Genomic DNA, 15,729 nt, shown 5'->3' with positions numbered 1-15,729 from the left:
TCCGCCGTTCTCCGGGCCGCTCGGTCGGTGCGGCGGGAGGCTCGGGAGGCGGGGTGGGGCGGGCTGTGTTTGTGTGGCTGCAAACCGCTTGGGAGAGGTGATCCTCCGTGACCATGCCCCCGTTCGGATCGAACGATCCGTTCTCCGATCTGCTCAGCCGGTTCTTCGGGATGAGTCCGATGGCCTCCCCGCCCGCCGTGCAGCGGGTGCCGATCGGGCGGTTGCTGAGCGAGTCCTCGCAGGAACTGCTGGGGCTGGCCGCGCACCGTGCCGCCGAGGACGGGACCAGCGACCTCGACACCGGGCACCTGGCCTGGGCGGCCACCCGGGTGGAGCCGTCGCGCCGGATGCTGGAGCGGGCGGGGATCGACCCGGACCAGCTGGCCGGTGACCTGGAGCGGTCGCTGCCGTCCGGGAACCCGTCGGCGATGGACGGGCAGCCCGCGCTGACGCCGTCGGCCAAGCGCGCGCTGCTGGCGGCGCACGCCCACTCGCAGGCGGCCGGGGCCTCGTACATCGGGCCGGAGCACATCCTCGGCGCGCTGCTCGACCAGGAGAGGTCCGGGGCGGGGACGGCGCTGCGCAACGCGGCGCCCTCGCAGGAGGCGCTGAAGACGGTGCTGGAGGGGCGCGGCGTCGGCGGGGAGCGCAGCAGCACCGGCACGCACCCGAGCGAGACGCCGACGCTGGACGAGTACGGGCTGGACCTCACCGAGGCGGCGCGCTCGGGCCGGCTGGACCCGGTGGTCGGGCGGGCCGAGGAGATCGAGCAGACCGTCGAGATCCTCTCTCGGCGGACCAAGAACAACCCGGTGCTGATCGGCGAGCCGGGCGTCGGCAAGACCGCGATCGTGGAGGGGCTGGCGCAGCGGATCGTCTCCGGGGACGTGCCGCAGAGCCTGCGGGACAAGCGGGTCGTCACCCTCGACCTGACCGCCCTGGTGGCCGGCTCCAAGTACCGGGGCGAGTTCGAGGAGCGGCTGAAGAAGGTGATCGACGAGGTCACGGCGGCCGAGAAGAGCGTGATCCTGTTCCTGGACGAGTTGCACACCGTGGTCGGCGCGGGCTCCGGCGGCGAGGGCTCGATGGACGCCGGCAACATCCTCAAGCCGGCGCTGGCGCGCGGCGAACTGAGCGTGGTCGGCGCGACGACGCTGGACGAGTACCGCAAGCACGTGGAGAAGGACGCCGCGCTGGAGCGCCGCTTCCAGCCGGTGCTGGTGCCCGAACCGAGCGTCGAGGAGACGGTCGAGATCCTGCGGGGGCTGCGGGACGCGTACGAGGCGCACCACCAGGTGCGGTTCACCGACGAGGCGCTGGACGCGGCGGCGACGCTGTCCGACCGGTACGTCAGCGACCGCTTCCTGCCGGACAAGGCGATCGACCTGCTGGACCAGGCCGGCGCCCGGGTGCGGCTGCGCAGCCTGAGCGGGTCGACCGAGGCGACCGGGGTGCAGGACCGGATCACCAAGCTGAAGCGGGAGTTGGACGAGGCCGTCGTGGACGAGGAGTTCGTCCGGGCGGCCAACCTGAAGGCCGAACTGCGGCAGACCGAGGACGAGCTGGCGTCCGTCGCCGAGTCCCGCGAGGAGGTCGTCGACGTGACCGCCGACGACATCGCGCAGGTGCTGTCGTCCCGGACCGGCATCCCGGTCGCGGAGCTGAACGCGACCGAGCGGGAGCGGCTGCTCAAGCTGGAGGAGCACCTGCACGAGAAGGTGATCGGCCAGGACGAGGCGGTCACCGCGGTCGCCCAGGCGGTGCGCCGCGGCCGGGCCGGGATGGGCGACCCGGACCGGCCGACCGGCTCCTTCCTCTTCCTCGGGCCGACCGGCGTGGGCAAGACCGAGCTGGCGAAGGCGCTGGCGGCGCTGCTGTTCGGCGACGCGGACCGGATGATCCGCTTCGACATGAGCGAGTTCCAGGAGAAGCACACCGTCTCCCGGCTGGTCGGCTCCCCGCCCGGGTACGTCGGCTACGACGAGGCCGGGCAGCTGACCGAGGCCGTCCGCCGCAAGCCGTACAGCGTGCTGCTCTTCGACGAGGTGGAGAAGGCGCACCCGGACGTCTTCAACCTGCTGCTCCAGGTGCTGGACGACGGGCGGCTGACCGACTCCCAGGGGCGTACGGTCGACTTCCGCAACACCGTGGTGATCATGACCAGCAACATCGGCTCGCAGCGCATCCTCGACCGCGTCGGGACCGTGGATGCCCGGAGCGGAGCTCCTGATCAGGCACTGCGTGACGAGTTGATGCGCGACCTGCGCCAGCAGTTCCGGCCGGAGTTCCTGAACCGGATCGACGAGGTGATCGTCTTCCACGCGCTCACCCGGCAGGACCTGACGTCGGTGGTCGACCTGCTGCTGGAGCGCAGTCGGCGCCGGCTCAAGGCGCAGGACGTGCAGCTGGAGGTCACCGAGGCGGCCAAGGAGTGGCTGGTCAACCGCGGGTACCAGCCGGAGTTCGGGGCCCGGCCGCTGCGCCGGACGATCCAGTCGGAGCTGGACAACCGGGTGTCCAACCTGCTGCTGGACGGCACGGTGCAGGAGGGCGACACGCTGATCGCGGAGGTGAGCGACGGCGACCTGGTGGTCACACTGGCCAGGCCGGAGGCGTCGGCGACCTTCGAGGAGGCGCAGGAGAAGGCACAGGAGAAGGCAGGGGAGGAGGCGCGGGGGGCCTGATCCGTCGGAGATCTGCCCCGCCGCCGGACGGTCGGGCGGCGGGGCAGTGCGTACCTATGCCTGCGGGAAGACCTCGTGCAGCAGCGGGTCCGGCAGCCCGCGCTTGCGCCACTCGCGCGGGTAACCGAGCGAGACCTCCTCGAACGGGACGCCGTCGTAGCTGGTCTTGCGGGGGATGTGCAGATGGCCGTAGATCATCGCCGCGGTGTTGAAGCGGCGGTGCCAGTCCGCGGTCAGTTCCGTGCCGCACCACTGGGCGAACTCGGGGTACCAGAGGATCTCGGTGGGGTGGCGGACCAGCGGGTAGTGGTTGACCAGGACGAGCGGCACGTCCGGGTCGCAGGCTGCCAGTCGCTGCTCGGTCAGCCGGACGCGCTCGCGGCACCAGGAGTCGCGGTCCGGGAACGGGTCCGGGTGGAGCATCCGCTCGTCCGCGCAGACGATGCCGCTCTCGTAGGCGGCCGCCAGGGACTCCTCCTTGGTGGTCGTGCCCGGCGCACGGAAGGAGTAGTCGTACAGGAGGAAGAGCGGGGCGATGCGGACCGGTCCGCCGATGCCCTGCCAGAGCGGGTACGGGTCCTCGGGGGTCAGCACGCCGAGGCTCCGGCAGAGGTCGACCAGGTGGTCGTAGCGGGCGACGCCGCGCAGCTGCACCGGGTCCTCGGGGTGGGTCCACAGCTCGTGGTTGCCGGGGGCCCACACCACGCGGGCGAAGCGTTCGGCGAGCAGCCCGAGCGCCCACTCGATGCTGGTGGTGAGCTCGGCGACGTCTCCGGCGACGAGCAGCCAGTCGTCGGGGGTGGTGGGCCGAAGCTTCTCCACCAGGTCGCGGTTCTCCTGGTAGGAGATGTGCAGGTCGCTCACGGCGAGCAGCCGCCCACCCGCCCCCGTGGGCTCCGACGGCGCGTCGCTGCGGTACTCGGTAGTCACTCCTGCCCCCTGTGGTCACCCGTCCGATGTCGCCACAGTACGTGGCGGACGGGGGCAGTGGGGCGGGTTGACGGGATCAGCCGTTCGAAGGGAGGGGCCGGCGTGGATGGTTGACGGGTCGCCGGGCCCCCGTGCGGCCGGACCGGGGAGCCCGGCCTCAGGAGCTGAAGTCCATGAGCACACCGTGGGAGGTGGCGGTGGTGACGGCCAGGATCGCCAGCGAGGCGATGCCGAGGGCCAGGCCGAGGGTGGCGCGCCCGCGCCGCCGGGTGCCGCGGACGAGGGCCAGCGTGGCGAGGGTGATGGCGAGCGGCCCCAGGATGACGTTGAAGAGCAGCAGGCCGGGGAGGCCGAGCAGGAAGGAGGCGACGGCCAGGCTGTCGGCGCTTTCGGCGTCGTCGACTTCGGGCGTGGCGCTCTGACGGTTCGTGACGGTGCTCATGGCGGTGGCGGGTCCTCTCTGGTGGGAGCGGCCGGTCCGGTGGGAACAGACGGTCGGGGGGAGCAGCCGGTCCGGGGGAGCGGCCGGGTCAGCGCTGCCGTAGGCGGGCGCGGCCCTCGCGGGCGCCGAAGGCGAGCAGCCAGGCGGTGATGGCGGCGGAGGCGGCGAGGAAGACGGGGAGCGAGGTGTGTGCGGCGGTGCCGATCAGGATGCCCATGGCGACCAGGGCGGAGAACAGGATCATGGCGGGCCCCTCCGGCCGTAGCGGTACCGGCTCAGTGTCCAGTTTCGGTTGACAAGTGTTCACTGACTTGGCCTCACTCTACGCCTGGCTGGCCAATCTCGGCAAACACTTGTTTACTGAATGGCGTGAGTCACACCGTTGGGGTCAGACAGGCCCAGAAGCAGCAGAGTCGGCGGGCGTTGCTGGACGCGGGTCTGCACCTGCTGGCCGATCAGAACCTGGCGAGCCTGGGCGTGCGTGAGGTGACCAGGGAGGCCGGGCTGTCCCCGGCCGCGTTCTACCGGCACTTCCCCGACCTCGCCGCGCTCGGCGTGGCGCTGGTCGAGGAGTCGCTGGCGAGCCTGCACGTCATGATCCGGGCGGTGCTCGCCGAGGCGGGCGGCGCCGAGGAGTTGATCGACCGCGCGGTGGACGTCATCGAGCGGCACGTGCGCGAGCACCGGGCGCACGTCCGCTTCCTGGCGCGCGAGCGGCACGGCGGGGTCCGGCAGGTGCGCGAGGCGATCGACGCCGAACTCGGCCGGTTCGCCGCCGAGGTGGGGGAGGCGCTGGCGCTCCAGCCGGTTTCGCGCGGGTGGAGCGGGCAGGACCTGCGGATGCTCGCCGAGTTGTACGTGGACCACATGGTGTCGACGGCTTCGGCCCTGCTGGAGGCGCGGGAGTCGGACCCGGACCGGGAGCGGCGGATCGCCGCCACCGCACGCCTGCAACTGCGCCTGATCAGCCTCGGTCGGCGCCACTGGCAGGGGGGTTGAGCGGGGGTTGGCCGGGGGCTGACCGGGGGTTGACCGGGGCCGGATCCGGGTGAGGGCTGGAACGAGCCATTGCGGCCGAAGTGCTCTCTTGGTGGTGTCTTGACTCTTGACAGTGGGTCATGTCCGCGACAGCTTTGGTGAACCCCCACACCGAGAGGTCTCTCATGAAGAAGCCGCTCATAGGCATGCTCGCCACCGTCCTGGTCGCCGGGGCAACCGCCCTCGCCGGTGCCCTCCCGGCCCAGGCCGCCGCACCGGAGGCCCCCGCCGCCGTGTCCGCCGCGGCCCAGGACGGCCAGTCCCTGAGCGCCCAGGCCCAGGCCGCGGACACCAAGGCGGCCCCCCGCGCCGTCAACTTTGCCGGGACGGTGGCGCTCAACAACTGTTCCGGTTCGCTGGTCCGGATGCCAGGCTCGGCCGCGAGCGACCCGGCCCTCGTCCTGTCCAACGGCCACTGCCTGGAGTCCGGTATGCCCGGCCCCGGCGAGGTGGTCCTCAACCAGCCCTCCAGCCGGACCTTCACCCTCCTCAGCTCCAGCGGCAGCGGGCTCGGCACCCTGCGCGCCACCAAGGTGGTATACGGCGCCATGACCGACACCGACGTGTCGATCTACCAGCTGAACACCAGCTACGCCTCGATCCAGTCCCGGTACGGGATCGCCCCGCTGACCATCTCCGCCGCCCACCCCACACAGGGCACCTCGATCAAGGTCGTCTCGGGCTACTGGAAGAAGATCTACTCCTGCTCGATCGACGGCTTCGCCTACCAGCTGAACGAGGCCGACTGGACCTTCAAGGACTCGGTCCGCTACACCTCCGGCTGCAACGTGATCGGCGGTACCTCCGGCTCGCCGGTGGTGGACGCGAACACCGGGCAGGTGGTCGCCGTCAACAACACGATCAACGAGAGCGGCGAGTCCTGCACCCTCGACAACCCGTGTGAGGTCGACGAGAACGGTTCGGTGACGGTGCACCAGGGCATCGGCTACGCCCAGGAGACCTACGGCATCCCGGCCTGTTTCGCCGCGGGCAACCGGTTCGACCTCACCCTGCCCGGCTGCACCCTGGTCCGGCCCTGACCGTCGTCATGGTCGTACCGGCCGCCCCACCCCCGGCCGCAGTCCCACGCCTGACCGCCGTTTCACCCCTGACCGGCACCCCACTCCCGGCAGTCACACCGTTCCCGACCGCCACCCCGCCCCCGACCGCCACTCCGTGACGGAACCGGGGCGACCCCGCTGACCAGCACCGATCCCCGATGGGCCACCCGCGAACGGCGGGTGGCCCATTCGGCCGTCTACCAGGCGGCCGCCGCACCACCCACGCCGCAGAGTTGTCCCGACACGGCGGCAGTCATATCCGTTTGACCAATGGAGAGTTGATGACCACCACGCTGCGAAGGCTGCTGGTTTCCGTCCTGCTGATACCGCTGCTCGCGCTCGGCGGCCTGGCGACCCCGGCGCTGGCCGCCGGTGCCCAGGGCGCCGGGGCCGCCGGGGCCGCCCACGGCCGGAGCCCCGCCGACGACCCCAACGCCGACATCAAGGACCGCCTGGCGGCGATCCCCGGGGTGACGATCACCGAGGAGAAGCCCACCACCACCGGCCACCGTTACTTCCTGCTCACCTACACCCAGCCGATCGACCACTTCCGCCCCTGGCTGGGCACCTTCCAGCAGCGCTTCAGCGTGCTGCACCGCGGCTACGACCGCCCGACCGTCTTCTACACCAACGGCTACACGCTGGGCACCAACCCGTCCCGCACCGAGCCGACCCGGCTGGTGGACGGCAACCAGGTGTCCATCGAGTACCGCTACTTCACCCCGTCGCGCCCCGAGCCGGCGGACTGGTCCAAGGCCGGCATCCGCCAGCAGGCCGCCGACTCGCACCGGCTGGTGACCGCGCTCAAGCGGATCTACCAGCAGGAGTGGCTCTCCACCGGCGCCAGCAAGGGCGGCATGTCCTCCACCTACTTCCGCCGCTTCTACCCGGACGACGTCGCGGGCACGATCGCGTACGTGGCGCCGAACAACACCGACGTCAACGACTACGCCGCCTACACCGACTTCTTCCGCACCGTCGGCACCCCCGAGTGCCGGGCCGCGCTGAACGCCGCCCAGCGCGAGCTGCTGGTGCGCCGCGACCGCCTGGAGACCCGCTACGCGGCCGACAACAAGGCCGCCGGCTCCACCTTCAACACCCTCGGCACGCCGGACCGGGCGTACGAGGCGGGCGTGCTCGACGTGGTCTGGGCGTTCTGGCAGTACAGCCTGGAGGCGGACTGCGCCAAGGTCCCGGCCGCGGCCACCGCGACCGACGACGAGCTGTACGCGTGGTTCGACGCGCAGTCCGGCATCACCGGCAACAGCGACCAGTCGCTGGCGAAGTACACCGCGTACTACTACCAGGCCGCGACCGAGCTGGGCGCGCCGTTCTTCGACGTCTCGCACCTCAAGGGCGTGCTGCACTACGACTACAAGGAGCTGTACTCGGCCCGCTCCTACGTGCCGAAGGAGATCCCGACCACCTTCAACCCGAACACGATGCGGGACATCGACCGCTGGGTGAAGCGCGACGCCGAGCGGATCATGTACGTCTACGGCGGCAACGACCCGTGGGGCGCCAAGCCGTTCAAGCTCGGCCGGGGCAGTGACGACAGCTACGTCTACACCGTGCCGGGCGGCAACCACGGCTCCAACATCGGCCAGCTGCCGGCCGGGGAGTCCACGGAGGCGACCGCCAAGGTGCTGGAGTGGGCCGGCCTGGGCGACCAGGACACCGCCCGCTCGCTCGCCAAGAAGCAGCAGATCCCGCCGTTCGGCCCGCTCGACGAGGAGGGCCTGAAGCTGGAGTCGCAGCGCCACCCGCTGTAACCGGCAGGCCGTAACGCCGTGTGACGCTTCGGAGGAGGCCGTCCCCAGCCGGGGGCGGCCTCCTCGTGCATCCGGCGGCACAGGCCCGATCCGGCAGCACCGGTCCGATCCGGCGGCACCGGTCCGACCGTGGCGGGCCGGCCCGACCCCCTCCCCGAAGTACTGAATCAGTGCTTCAATGCTTGTATGGCCTATCGACGCACGCCCGCCGTCCAGGCCCGGCTGGACGCCCAGCGCGAGGCCGTGCTGCAGGCCGCCGTCCTGCTGCTCGCCGAACGCGGCTACGGCGGCTGCACGATGGCCGCCGTGGCGGACCGCGCCGGGATCGCCACCGGAAGCCTCTACCAGCACTTCGCCAACAAGGCCGAGCTGTCCGTGCACCTGTTCCGCCGGGTGGTCACCCGCGAGATGACCGCCGTCCACGCGGCCGTCGCCCTCCGGGAGACCCCGCGGCAGCGGATCGCCGCGGTCGTCGAGACCTTCGCCGCCCGCGCCCTGCGCGCGCCCCGGCTGGCGTACGCGCTGCTGGTCGAGCCGGCCGACGCGGTCGTGGACGGCGAGCGCCTGGTGTTCCGCCGGGCGTTCCGGGACGTGATCGCCACCGAGATCGCCGCCGCCGTGGCGAGCGGCGAACTCCCCGAGCAGGACCCGGTGCTGACCGCCGCCGCGCTGGTCGGCGCGGTCGGCGAGGCACTGGCAGGCCCGCTCGCGGCCGCGCCGCCCACGGGATCGGCCGCACCCACGGGATCGGCCGCGTCGACGGAAACGGCCGCGCTGACCGAAACGGCCGCGCCGACGGAAACGGCCGCACCCACGAAGACGGCGGGCACCACCGACGTGGTCCCCGCCCTGGTCTCCTTCACCCTGCGTGCCCTGGGAGGACGCGATGACAGCGACGCATGAGGTCACCAACCAGGTGCCCCTGCCGTACGGACACGACACCGCCGCCGATCCGACCCTGCTCGCCGCCCTGCACCGGGCCGGAGCCGGCTGGGCCGAGTCCGAACTGCACGAACTCGGCCGCCTGGCCGGCTCCGAGCAGGCCGCCGAGTGGGGCCGGCTGGCCAATGAGAACCCGCCCGTCCTGCGCACCCACGACCGCTTCGGCCACCGCGTCGACGAGGTCGAGTTCCATCCGGCCTGGCACGAGCTGATGCGTACCGCCGTCTCCCACGGCCTGCACGCCGCGCCCTGGCGGGACGAGCGGCCCGGCGCCCACTCCGCCCGCGCCGCCAAGTTCTTCGTCTGGGGGCAGGTCGAGGCCGGCCACACCTGCCCGATCTCGATGACCTACGCCGCCGTCCCGGCCCTGCGCGCGAACCCCTCGCTGGCGGGCGAGCTGGAGCCGCTGCTGGCCGCCACCACGTACGACTTCGGGCTGCGCGAGCCGCGCACCAAGCGCGGGCTGATCGCCGGCATGTCGATGACCGAGAAGCAGGGCGGCTCGGACGTCCGCACCAACACCACCACCGCGACCCCGCACGCGGACGGCACCTACCGGCTGACCGGCCACAAGTGGTTCACCTCGGCGCCGATGTCCGACCTGTTCCTGACGCTCGCCCAGGCGCCGGGCGGTCTCAGCTGCTTCATGCTGCCGCGCGTCCTCCCGGACGGCGGCCGCAACCGCCTCCAGTTGATGCGGCTCAAGGACAAGCTCGGCAACAAGTCCAACGCCTCCGCCGAGCTGGAGTACGACGGCGCGGTCGGCTGGCTGGTCGGCGAGGAGGGGCGCGGGGTGGCGACCATCATCGAGATGGTCAACATGACCCGCCTGGACTGCACCATCGGCGCCGCCTCCGGCATGCGCTACGGCGCCACCCGGGCCGTTCACCACGCCCTGCACCGGCGGGTGTTCGGGCGGCCGCTGGTGGACCAGCCGCTGATGCGCAACGTGCTCGCCGACCTGGTGGTGGAGTCCGAGGCGGCCACCGTCGTCGCGATGCGGCTCGCCCGGAGCACCGACCTGGCCCTGGCCGGGGACGAAACCGAGGCGCTGGTCCGGCGGTTGGGCCTGGCGGTGGCCAAGTACTGGGTCTGCAAGCGCGGCCCGGCGCACGCCGCCGAGGCGCTGGAGTGCCTGGGCGGCAACGGCTACGTCGAGGAGTCCGGGATGCCCCGGCTCTACCGGGAGGCGCCGCTGGTGTCGATCTGGGAGGGCTCCGGCAACGTCGCCGCCCTGGACGCGCTGCGGGCCATGGCGAAGCACCCGGAGACGGTCGAGGCCTTCCTCGGTGAACTCGACGCCGCTTCCGGGGCGGACCGCCGACTGGACGCCGCCGTCGCCGACCTGCGCAAGCAGCTCACCGACCAGGCCGACCTGGAGTACCGGACGCGCCGGCTGGTCGAGTCGATGGCGCTGGCCTTGCAGGGCTCGTTGCTGGTCCGCCACGGCAGCCCGGCGGTGGCCGACGCGTTCTGCGCCACCCGCCTCGCCGGCGACCACGGTGGCGCCTTCGGCACCCTGCCGTCGGGCGTCGACACCGGCGGGATCATCGACCGGGCCCGCCCGGTGCCGGCATGAGCGAATCCCAGGAGGTCCGCGCGTTCTGGCGGGCCCTCGGCCTCCCCGGCCTCATCGACGTGCACACCCACTTCATGCCGAAGAGCGTCCTCGACAAGGTGTGGGCGTACTTCGACGCGGCCGGCCCGCTCGTCAACCGCCCCTGGCCGATCACCTACCGCCAGGCCGAGGCCGAACGCGTCGAGCGGCTGCGGGAGTTCGGCGTCCGGGCGTTCACGTCGATGCTCTACCCGCACAAGCCCGGCATGGCCGCCTGGCTGAACGCCTGGGCCGCCGACTTCGCCGCCCGCACCCCGGACTGCCTGCACACCGCGACCTTCTTCGCCGAGCCCGAGGCGCCCGGCTACGTGGCGCGGGCGATCGAGGACGGCGCCCGGGTGTTCAAGGCGCACCTACAGGTCGGCGGCTACGACCCGACGGACCGCCGGCTGGACGAGGTGTGGGGGCTGCTCGCCGAGACCGGCACCCCGGTGGTCAGCCACTGCGGATCCGGGCCGGTGGCGGGCAAGTTCACCGGCCCCGGCCCGATCGGCGAGGTGCTGGACCGGCACCCGGGGCTGGTCCTGGTGGTCGCCCACCTCGGCATGTCCGAGTACCGCGACTTCCTCGACCTCGCCGAGCGCCACCCGGCCGTCCGGCTGGACACCACCATGGCGTTCACCGACTTCGTCGAGGCCGACGACCCGTTCCCGCGCGCCGAACTGCCGCGCCTGCGCGGCCTCCAGGACCGCGTCCTGCTCGGCAGCGACTTCCCCAACATCCCGTACCGGTACGTGCACCAGTTGGAGGCGCTGGCCGGGCTGGGCCTGGGGGAGGAGTGGCTGCGGGCCGTCTGCCACGACAACGCCGCCGCGCTCTTCGGGCTCGCCCCGGCGGGCTGATCGCGGCGCCGAGGGTCGTGGTACCGAGGGCCGCGGTACCGGGGATTGCGGCACCGGGGGGCGTGGCACCAGGGGTCGTGGCACGGGGGCCCACCGGATCGGGGTCACCGCACCGCGCGCAGCACCTCCAGCGCGTCCGCGTGCAGTCCGGGCGCGGCGGTGAGGAAGCCGTCGGAGCCGGCCGTCCAGGCCGCCCCGGTGGCGCCCGTCACCGCCGCGCCCGCCTCGCTCGCGATCAGCGCGCCGGGCAGCAGGTTGCCCGCGTCCCAGCCGTACTCCCAGAACAGCGCCAGGTGCCCGGAGCCGACCTGCGCCACCTGGAGCGCGGTCGGGCCGAGGTTGCGCACCGCCAGTACCGCGCCGGCCATCGCCGACAGCGACTCGCCCGCCCGGCGCAGCGCCACCGGGTCGGCGGCGACGTGCGGCGGCTGGCTGGTGGCGGCGACGGCGGCCGTGAGCTCGCGCGGCAGCGGCGCGATGGCCCGCCCGTCCAACTGCGCCCCGCCGCCGAGCACCGCCCGGTACGTCCGCCCGCCAGCCGGTGCCCCGCCAGCTGCTGCCCCGCCGCCCGACTCGGGGGCGTGCACGACGGCCAGCACCGCCGCGCCGTCCCGGACCAGCGTCGCGGTGACCGCCCAGTGCGGCTGCCCGAGCAGGTACTGCACCGCGCCGTCGGTGGCATCGCCCAGCCACCACTCGCCCTCGGCGGGCACCGTGCCGTCGAGTTCCTCCGCCGCCCACCCGGCCTGCGGGCGCAGCGCGGTCAGCCGTTCCCGCAGTTCGGCGGCGGCCGGGCCGTCCACCTCCGCGAAGCGGGCCAGCGCCTCCCCGGCGGTCCGCGCCGGGGTCGGTTCGGCGGGCCGTCGCGCCGCCAGCTCCGCGCCGACCGCGTGCGCCGCCGCCACCACCCCGTCCGCCAGCGTCCACAGCTCCATCGCCGCGGCGTCCATCGGCACGGCGGGCATCGGCACGGCGTCCATGGCCACAGCCTCCATCGCAGCAGTCCCTTCCACTCCGGGCCGGACTCCCCGGCCGCTCGGGACAAGGAGTACCGTCGGGCCGCCGCATCAGGACGCTCAATCCCCGTCGAACGGCGGAGATCGGACACCATGGACCTCTCCACTGCCGATCCGGACACCGTGCTGGACGTCCTCGACCGCCGTCTGGTCTGCGCCCTCCAGGTGGACGGGCGGGCCGAGTCGGGCCGGATCGCCGAGGTGCTGGGCGTCTCCGTCCGGACGGTCACCCGCCGCCTGACCCGGATGCGGCGGGCGGGCGTGCTGCGCGTGGTCCGGCTGCCCGACGTCGAGGACGCCGCGGTGGGCGCGCTGCTGCTGCGGGTCCGGGTGCTGCGCGGCACGGTGGACGCCATCGCGCAGGCGCTGGCCGACCGCCCCGACGTGCCGTTCGTCGATGTGATGCTCGGCGGGCACGAGATCGGCGCCGTGATGCTGAGCGACGCCGGGGCCCGCGACCGGCTGCTGTACGGGCAGTTGCCCGCGACCACCGCCGTCACCGAGACCACCACCCACGCCGTGCTGCACGCCTTCGCGGACGCCGGGCAGTGGCGGGCCGGACACCTGACCGAGGAGGAGGCCGCCGCGCTCGCCCGGCCCGCCGCCCCGCGCGCCGTGCCCCTGCCGCTGGACGGGCTCGACCGGGCGCTGCTGGCCCGGCTGGGCGAGGACGCCCGGCAGTCCCACGCCGCGCTGGCCGTGGCGGTCGGCGCCCCCGAGTCGACCGTCCGCCGCCGGTTGCAGCGGTTCGACGAGACGGGGCTGCTGCGCACCCACGCCACCGTCGACCCGAGACTGCTCGGCATGGCCGTGGACGCCAACCTCTGGCTGGACGTGCTGCCCGGCCGGCTCGCCGAGGTCGGTACGGCGCTGGCCCGCCACCCGCAGGTGCACGGGGTGTTCGCCACCAGCGGCCCGGCCAACCTGCTGGCCACCCTGTTCTGCGCGGACCACGGCGGGCTCTACCGTTTCCTCACCGACACCCTCGGCCCGCTCGGGGTGGCCCGGGCCGAGACCACGATCACCGCCCGCGCGGTGAAGCGGGCGGGCGTCCTGCTCCGCCGCCCCGGCACACCGTGCGCCCCGGCACGCCGTGAGCTCCGGGCCCGAAGCCCCGAGAGCCCTCGGCCCCGGGCGCCCTTACCTGCGGGGTAATCGACGCCCGGCGGCCGGGCGGGCAGGGTGGGGGAACCCGGCCGGTGTCACCGCCGCCGTGGTCCCCATCCCCGTCAGGAGGCTGATCCGCCATGTCCGCGAACACCCTCACGCCCGCCCGCCCCGGTTCCGCCTCCTCGCTGTGGACGGTGCGCGGCGTACTCGTCCTGGACGCACTGGTCACCGGTGGCAACGGCCTCGTCTACCTGGCCTTCGCCGGCCCGGTCGGCGACCTGCTGGGGGTCGGCCGGAGCATCCTGCTCGACCTCGGGGTCTTCCTCACCGTCTACGCCCTCGGGGTCGGCGCCCTGGCCGCCCGTCGGCGGCCGCCGCGGCTCGCGGTGCAGGCGGTGATCGACCTCAACGCCGTCTGGGTGGTGCTCAGCCTGGTGGCGATGGCGGCCTGGTTGGAGCCGACCACCGCGGGCGCCGTCTGGATCCCGGTGCAGGCGGCGGTGGTGGCCCTGTTCGCGGCCCTGCAGTTCACCGCGCTGCGCCGGCGCGACGGCCGCGCCGAGGGCCGCGCCGAGGGCCGCGTCGACCGCCGCACCTGATTCGGGGTCAGCGTTCCGGACCGACCGCGGACTGCAGGAACCGCACCGTCTCCGGGTCGGCCGGGAGGAGGGTCTCCATGGCCAGCTCGGAGACGGTCACGTCCAGCGGCGTGTTGAAGGTCGTGATGGTGGAGAGGAACGACAGCACGCGCCCCTCGTGCCGGATCCGCATCGGCAGCGCGAAGGGGAACCGCCCGGTGCCGTCCGCCTGTTCCCCGCCCGGGCTCGGGTCGTCCGCCGGTGCCGGGTAGCCGGTGACCTCCTCGTACAACCGCCGCAGCGGCTCGCCGCGGACCAGCTCGATCCGGTGCTCCACCCGCTCCAGCAGGTGCCGGCGCCACTGCGGCAGGTTCACGATGCGCGGCGCCAGCCCCTCGGGGTGCAGGGCGATCCGCATCGCGTTGAGCGGCGGTTCCAGCAGGTGCGGGGCGACGCCGTCGAGGAGCAGCCCGAGCGAGCGGTTGGCCGCCAGCACCCGGAAGGACCCGTCGACGACCAGCGCCGGGTACGGGTCGTGGGCGGCGAGCAGCCGCTCCAGGCCGCCGCGCAGCGCGTCCATCGAGGGGTCGTCCAGCGGCGTCTCGGGGAAGTGCGGGGCGTAGCCGGCCGCGAGCAGCAGGGTGTTGCGCTCGCGCACCGGGACGTCCAGGTGCGCGGCGAGCCGCAGCACCAGCTCCCGGCTCGGGCGGGACCGGCCGTTCTCGACGAAGCTGAGGTGCCGGGCCGAGGAGTCCGCCCGCAGGGCCAGTTGCAGTTGGCTGAGCTGCCGCCGTTCGCGCCAGCCGCGCAGCAGCGGACCGACTCCGGTACCCGTCGGGCTGCCCATGCCCGCCATGATCGTCATGGCCAGGACGGTACTGGACCGGGCCCGCCCGGCGGGAGAGGGCCTTCAGGTTCGCCCGGCACGGCTCCGGTCGGCACGGCTTCGCCTGGCACGGCTTCGCCCGGTAGGGCTTCTCGTTCGGTGCGGCCCCGCTCGGTACGGCTTCGGGGGATCCGGCTCAGACGCCGGTGCTCGACCCCGGCCGGATGACCATCAGCACCACGACCACCGCCCACAGCAGGTTGAACACCCCGGCCGTCATCGGCAGCAGCCGCAGGCTCTGGACGGCCTTGGTGCGCTCCTCCTGGGCGGTGTCGGCGCCGAGCGCGTCCACCGCGGCCTGCTGCCCGGGCAGCACGAAGAGCAGCAGCGAGAGCGCGGCGATCGCGGTGAGCACCATCGAGACGATGATCCAGGACTGCCCGAGCACGTCCATCACCTGGGCCAGGCCGATGCCCAGCACCGGCACCGCGACCCCCAGCAGCGCGTAGACCTGGGTGATCCGGTGCAGGATCCGCAGCACGCCCGCGTCCGAGGCCTGGTCCGGCCCGCCGGCCAGCGCGGCCTTGGCCCGGCGCGGGAACATGCTGACGGCCACCGCGACGGGGCCTATGAACAGGACCGACGCGAGGACGTGCAGGCTCAGCAGGAACTTGGCCATGGCGGGGACACCCTTAATCCGGCGGTGGGCAGCTGGTGCGGCGGGCGTCCGGTGGCGACGCGCCCGCGATCAGGCACGCTAACACCGCTTATCCGGCGGTCCGTCGCTCGGGTGGGCGTGCCCGCTCCGCCGGGCGGCGCGGTTCCGCCGCGCTCAGCCGGCCCTGCTCGGTCCGCCCTGCTCGGTCCGCC

15 protein-coding genes are annotated in these 15,729 nt (G+C 73.3%); 9 read left to right on the top strand and 6 right to left on the bottom strand.

The annotated features are described in order from the left end of the window. The first annotated feature begins 113 nt into the window (after nucleotides 1-113). Entirely contained in the window at nucleotides 114-2,684 is a 2,571-nt protein-coding gene (locus tag ACIPLC_RS04120; protein ID WP_400471235.1) for an ATP-dependent Clp protease ATP-binding subunit, read from the top strand. A gap of 54 nt (nucleotides 2,685-2,738) precedes the next feature. Here the strand turns inward: ACIPLC_RS04120 and ACIPLC_RS04115 are convergent, their stop codons facing one another. The 3 genes from ACIPLC_RS04115 to ACIPLC_RS04105 form a co-directional block, all read right to left on the bottom strand. Continuing rightward, a complete protein-coding gene (locus ACIPLC_RS04115) occupies nucleotides 2,739-3,614 on the bottom strand; it encodes a metallophosphoesterase family protein (protein WP_400470893.1) in 876 nt (291 codons plus the stop codon). A gap of 157 nt (nucleotides 3,615-3,771) precedes the next feature. Then, complete coding sequence (locus tag ACIPLC_RS04110; protein ID WP_400470891.1) at nucleotides 3,772-4,056, bottom strand: DUF4190 domain-containing protein; 285 nt, start codon at nucleotides 4,054-4,056, stop codon at nucleotides 3,772-3,774. An 88-nt stretch (nucleotides 4,057-4,144) separates the two neighbouring features. Continuing rightward, the gene (locus tag ACIPLC_RS04105) at nucleotides 4,145-4,300 is read right to left on the bottom strand and encodes a hypothetical protein (protein ID WP_400470890.1); all 156 of its coding nucleotides are present in this window, start codon (nucleotides 4,298-4,300) and stop codon (nucleotides 4,145-4,147) included. A gap of 125 nt (nucleotides 4,301-4,425) precedes the next feature. Here ACIPLC_RS04105 and ACIPLC_RS04100 point away from each other — a divergent pair, with 125 nt between their 5' ends. The 6 genes from ACIPLC_RS04100 to ACIPLC_RS04075 all read left to right on the top strand — a co-directional run bounded on the left by ACIPLC_RS04100 (nucleotide 4,426) and on the right by ACIPLC_RS04075 (nucleotide 11,329). After that, on the top strand, nucleotides 4,426-5,055 hold the full coding sequence (locus tag ACIPLC_RS04100) for a TetR family transcriptional regulator (RefSeq protein ID WP_400470888.1): 630 nt from the start codon (nucleotides 4,426-4,428) through the stop codon (nucleotides 5,053-5,055). Nucleotides 5,056-5,219: 164 nt separating this feature from the next. Next, a complete protein-coding gene (locus ACIPLC_RS04095; RefSeq protein WP_400470886.1) occupies nucleotides 5,220-6,134 on the top strand; it encodes a serine protease in 915 nt (304 codons plus the stop codon). Between the two features lie 302 nt (nucleotides 6,135-6,436). Next, nucleotides 6,437-7,927 (top strand): S28 family serine protease, encoded by a 1,491-nt coding sequence (locus tag ACIPLC_RS04090; RefSeq protein ID WP_400470884.1) that lies wholly within the window; start codon nucleotides 6,437-6,439, stop codon nucleotides 7,925-7,927. Between the two features lie 186 nt (nucleotides 7,928-8,113). Next, the gene (locus ACIPLC_RS04085) at nucleotides 8,114-8,830 is read left to right on the top strand and encodes a TetR/AcrR family transcriptional regulator (RefSeq protein WP_400470882.1); all 717 of its coding nucleotides are present in this window, start codon (nucleotides 8,114-8,116) and stop codon (nucleotides 8,828-8,830) included. Next, nucleotides 8,814-10,448, top strand: coding sequence for an acyl-CoA dehydrogenase family protein (locus tag ACIPLC_RS04080; protein ID WP_400470880.1), 1,635 nt, complete (start codon nucleotides 8,814-8,816; stop codon nucleotides 10,446-10,448). Before ACIPLC_RS04085 ends, ACIPLC_RS04080 begins: the two co-directional genes overlap by 17 nt. Beyond that, complete coding sequence (locus ACIPLC_RS04075; RefSeq protein ID WP_400470878.1) at nucleotides 10,445-11,329, top strand: amidohydrolase family protein; 885 nt, start codon at nucleotides 10,445-10,447, stop codon at nucleotides 11,327-11,329. The genes ACIPLC_RS04080 and ACIPLC_RS04075 overlap by 4 nt, the downstream gene beginning before the upstream one ends. Before the next feature lie 104 nt (nucleotides 11,330-11,433). On the opposite strand, the gene ACIPLC_RS04070 is transcribed toward ACIPLC_RS04075, so the two are convergent. Continuing rightward, nucleotides 11,434-12,324, bottom strand: coding sequence for an inositol monophosphatase family protein (locus tag ACIPLC_RS04070; RefSeq protein ID WP_400470876.1), 891 nt, complete (start codon nucleotides 12,322-12,324; stop codon nucleotides 11,434-11,436). A gap of 114 nt (nucleotides 12,325-12,438) precedes the next feature. Between ACIPLC_RS04070 and ACIPLC_RS04065 the strand changes: the two genes are divergently transcribed. Together ACIPLC_RS04065 and ACIPLC_RS04060 are read left to right on the top strand one after the other, a co-directional pair. Beyond that, on the top strand, nucleotides 12,439-13,500 hold the full coding sequence (locus tag ACIPLC_RS04065; RefSeq protein WP_400470874.1) for an Lrp/AsnC family transcriptional regulator: 1,062 nt from the start codon (nucleotides 12,439-12,441) through the stop codon (nucleotides 13,498-13,500). A 92-nt stretch (nucleotides 13,501-13,592) separates the two neighbouring features. Further along, nucleotides 13,593-14,054, top strand: coding sequence for a hypothetical protein (locus ACIPLC_RS04060; protein ID WP_400470872.1), 462 nt, complete (start codon nucleotides 13,593-13,595; stop codon nucleotides 14,052-14,054). A gap of 7 nt (nucleotides 14,055-14,061) precedes the next feature. Here the strand turns inward: ACIPLC_RS04060 and ACIPLC_RS04055 are convergent, their stop codons facing one another. Further along, on the bottom strand, nucleotides 14,062-14,898 hold the full coding sequence (locus ACIPLC_RS04055) for a helix-turn-helix domain-containing protein (RefSeq protein WP_400470870.1): 837 nt from the start codon (nucleotides 14,896-14,898) through the stop codon (nucleotides 14,062-14,064). A 157-nt stretch (nucleotides 14,899-15,055) separates the two neighbouring features. Then, nucleotides 15,056-15,538, bottom strand: coding sequence for a DUF2269 family protein (locus tag ACIPLC_RS04050; protein ID WP_400470868.1), 483 nt, complete (start codon nucleotides 15,536-15,538; stop codon nucleotides 15,056-15,058). Nucleotides 15,539-15,729: the final 191 nt, after the last annotated feature.

Origin of the sequence: Kitasatospora sp. NPDC086801 (genome assembly GCF_044745805.1) — a bacterium.
In the GTDB taxonomy this organism is placed as follows: Bacteria; Actinomycetota; Actinomycetes; order Streptomycetales; family Streptomycetaceae; genus Kitasatospora.
This window is presented reverse-complemented; position numbering and strand designations above follow the sequence as displayed.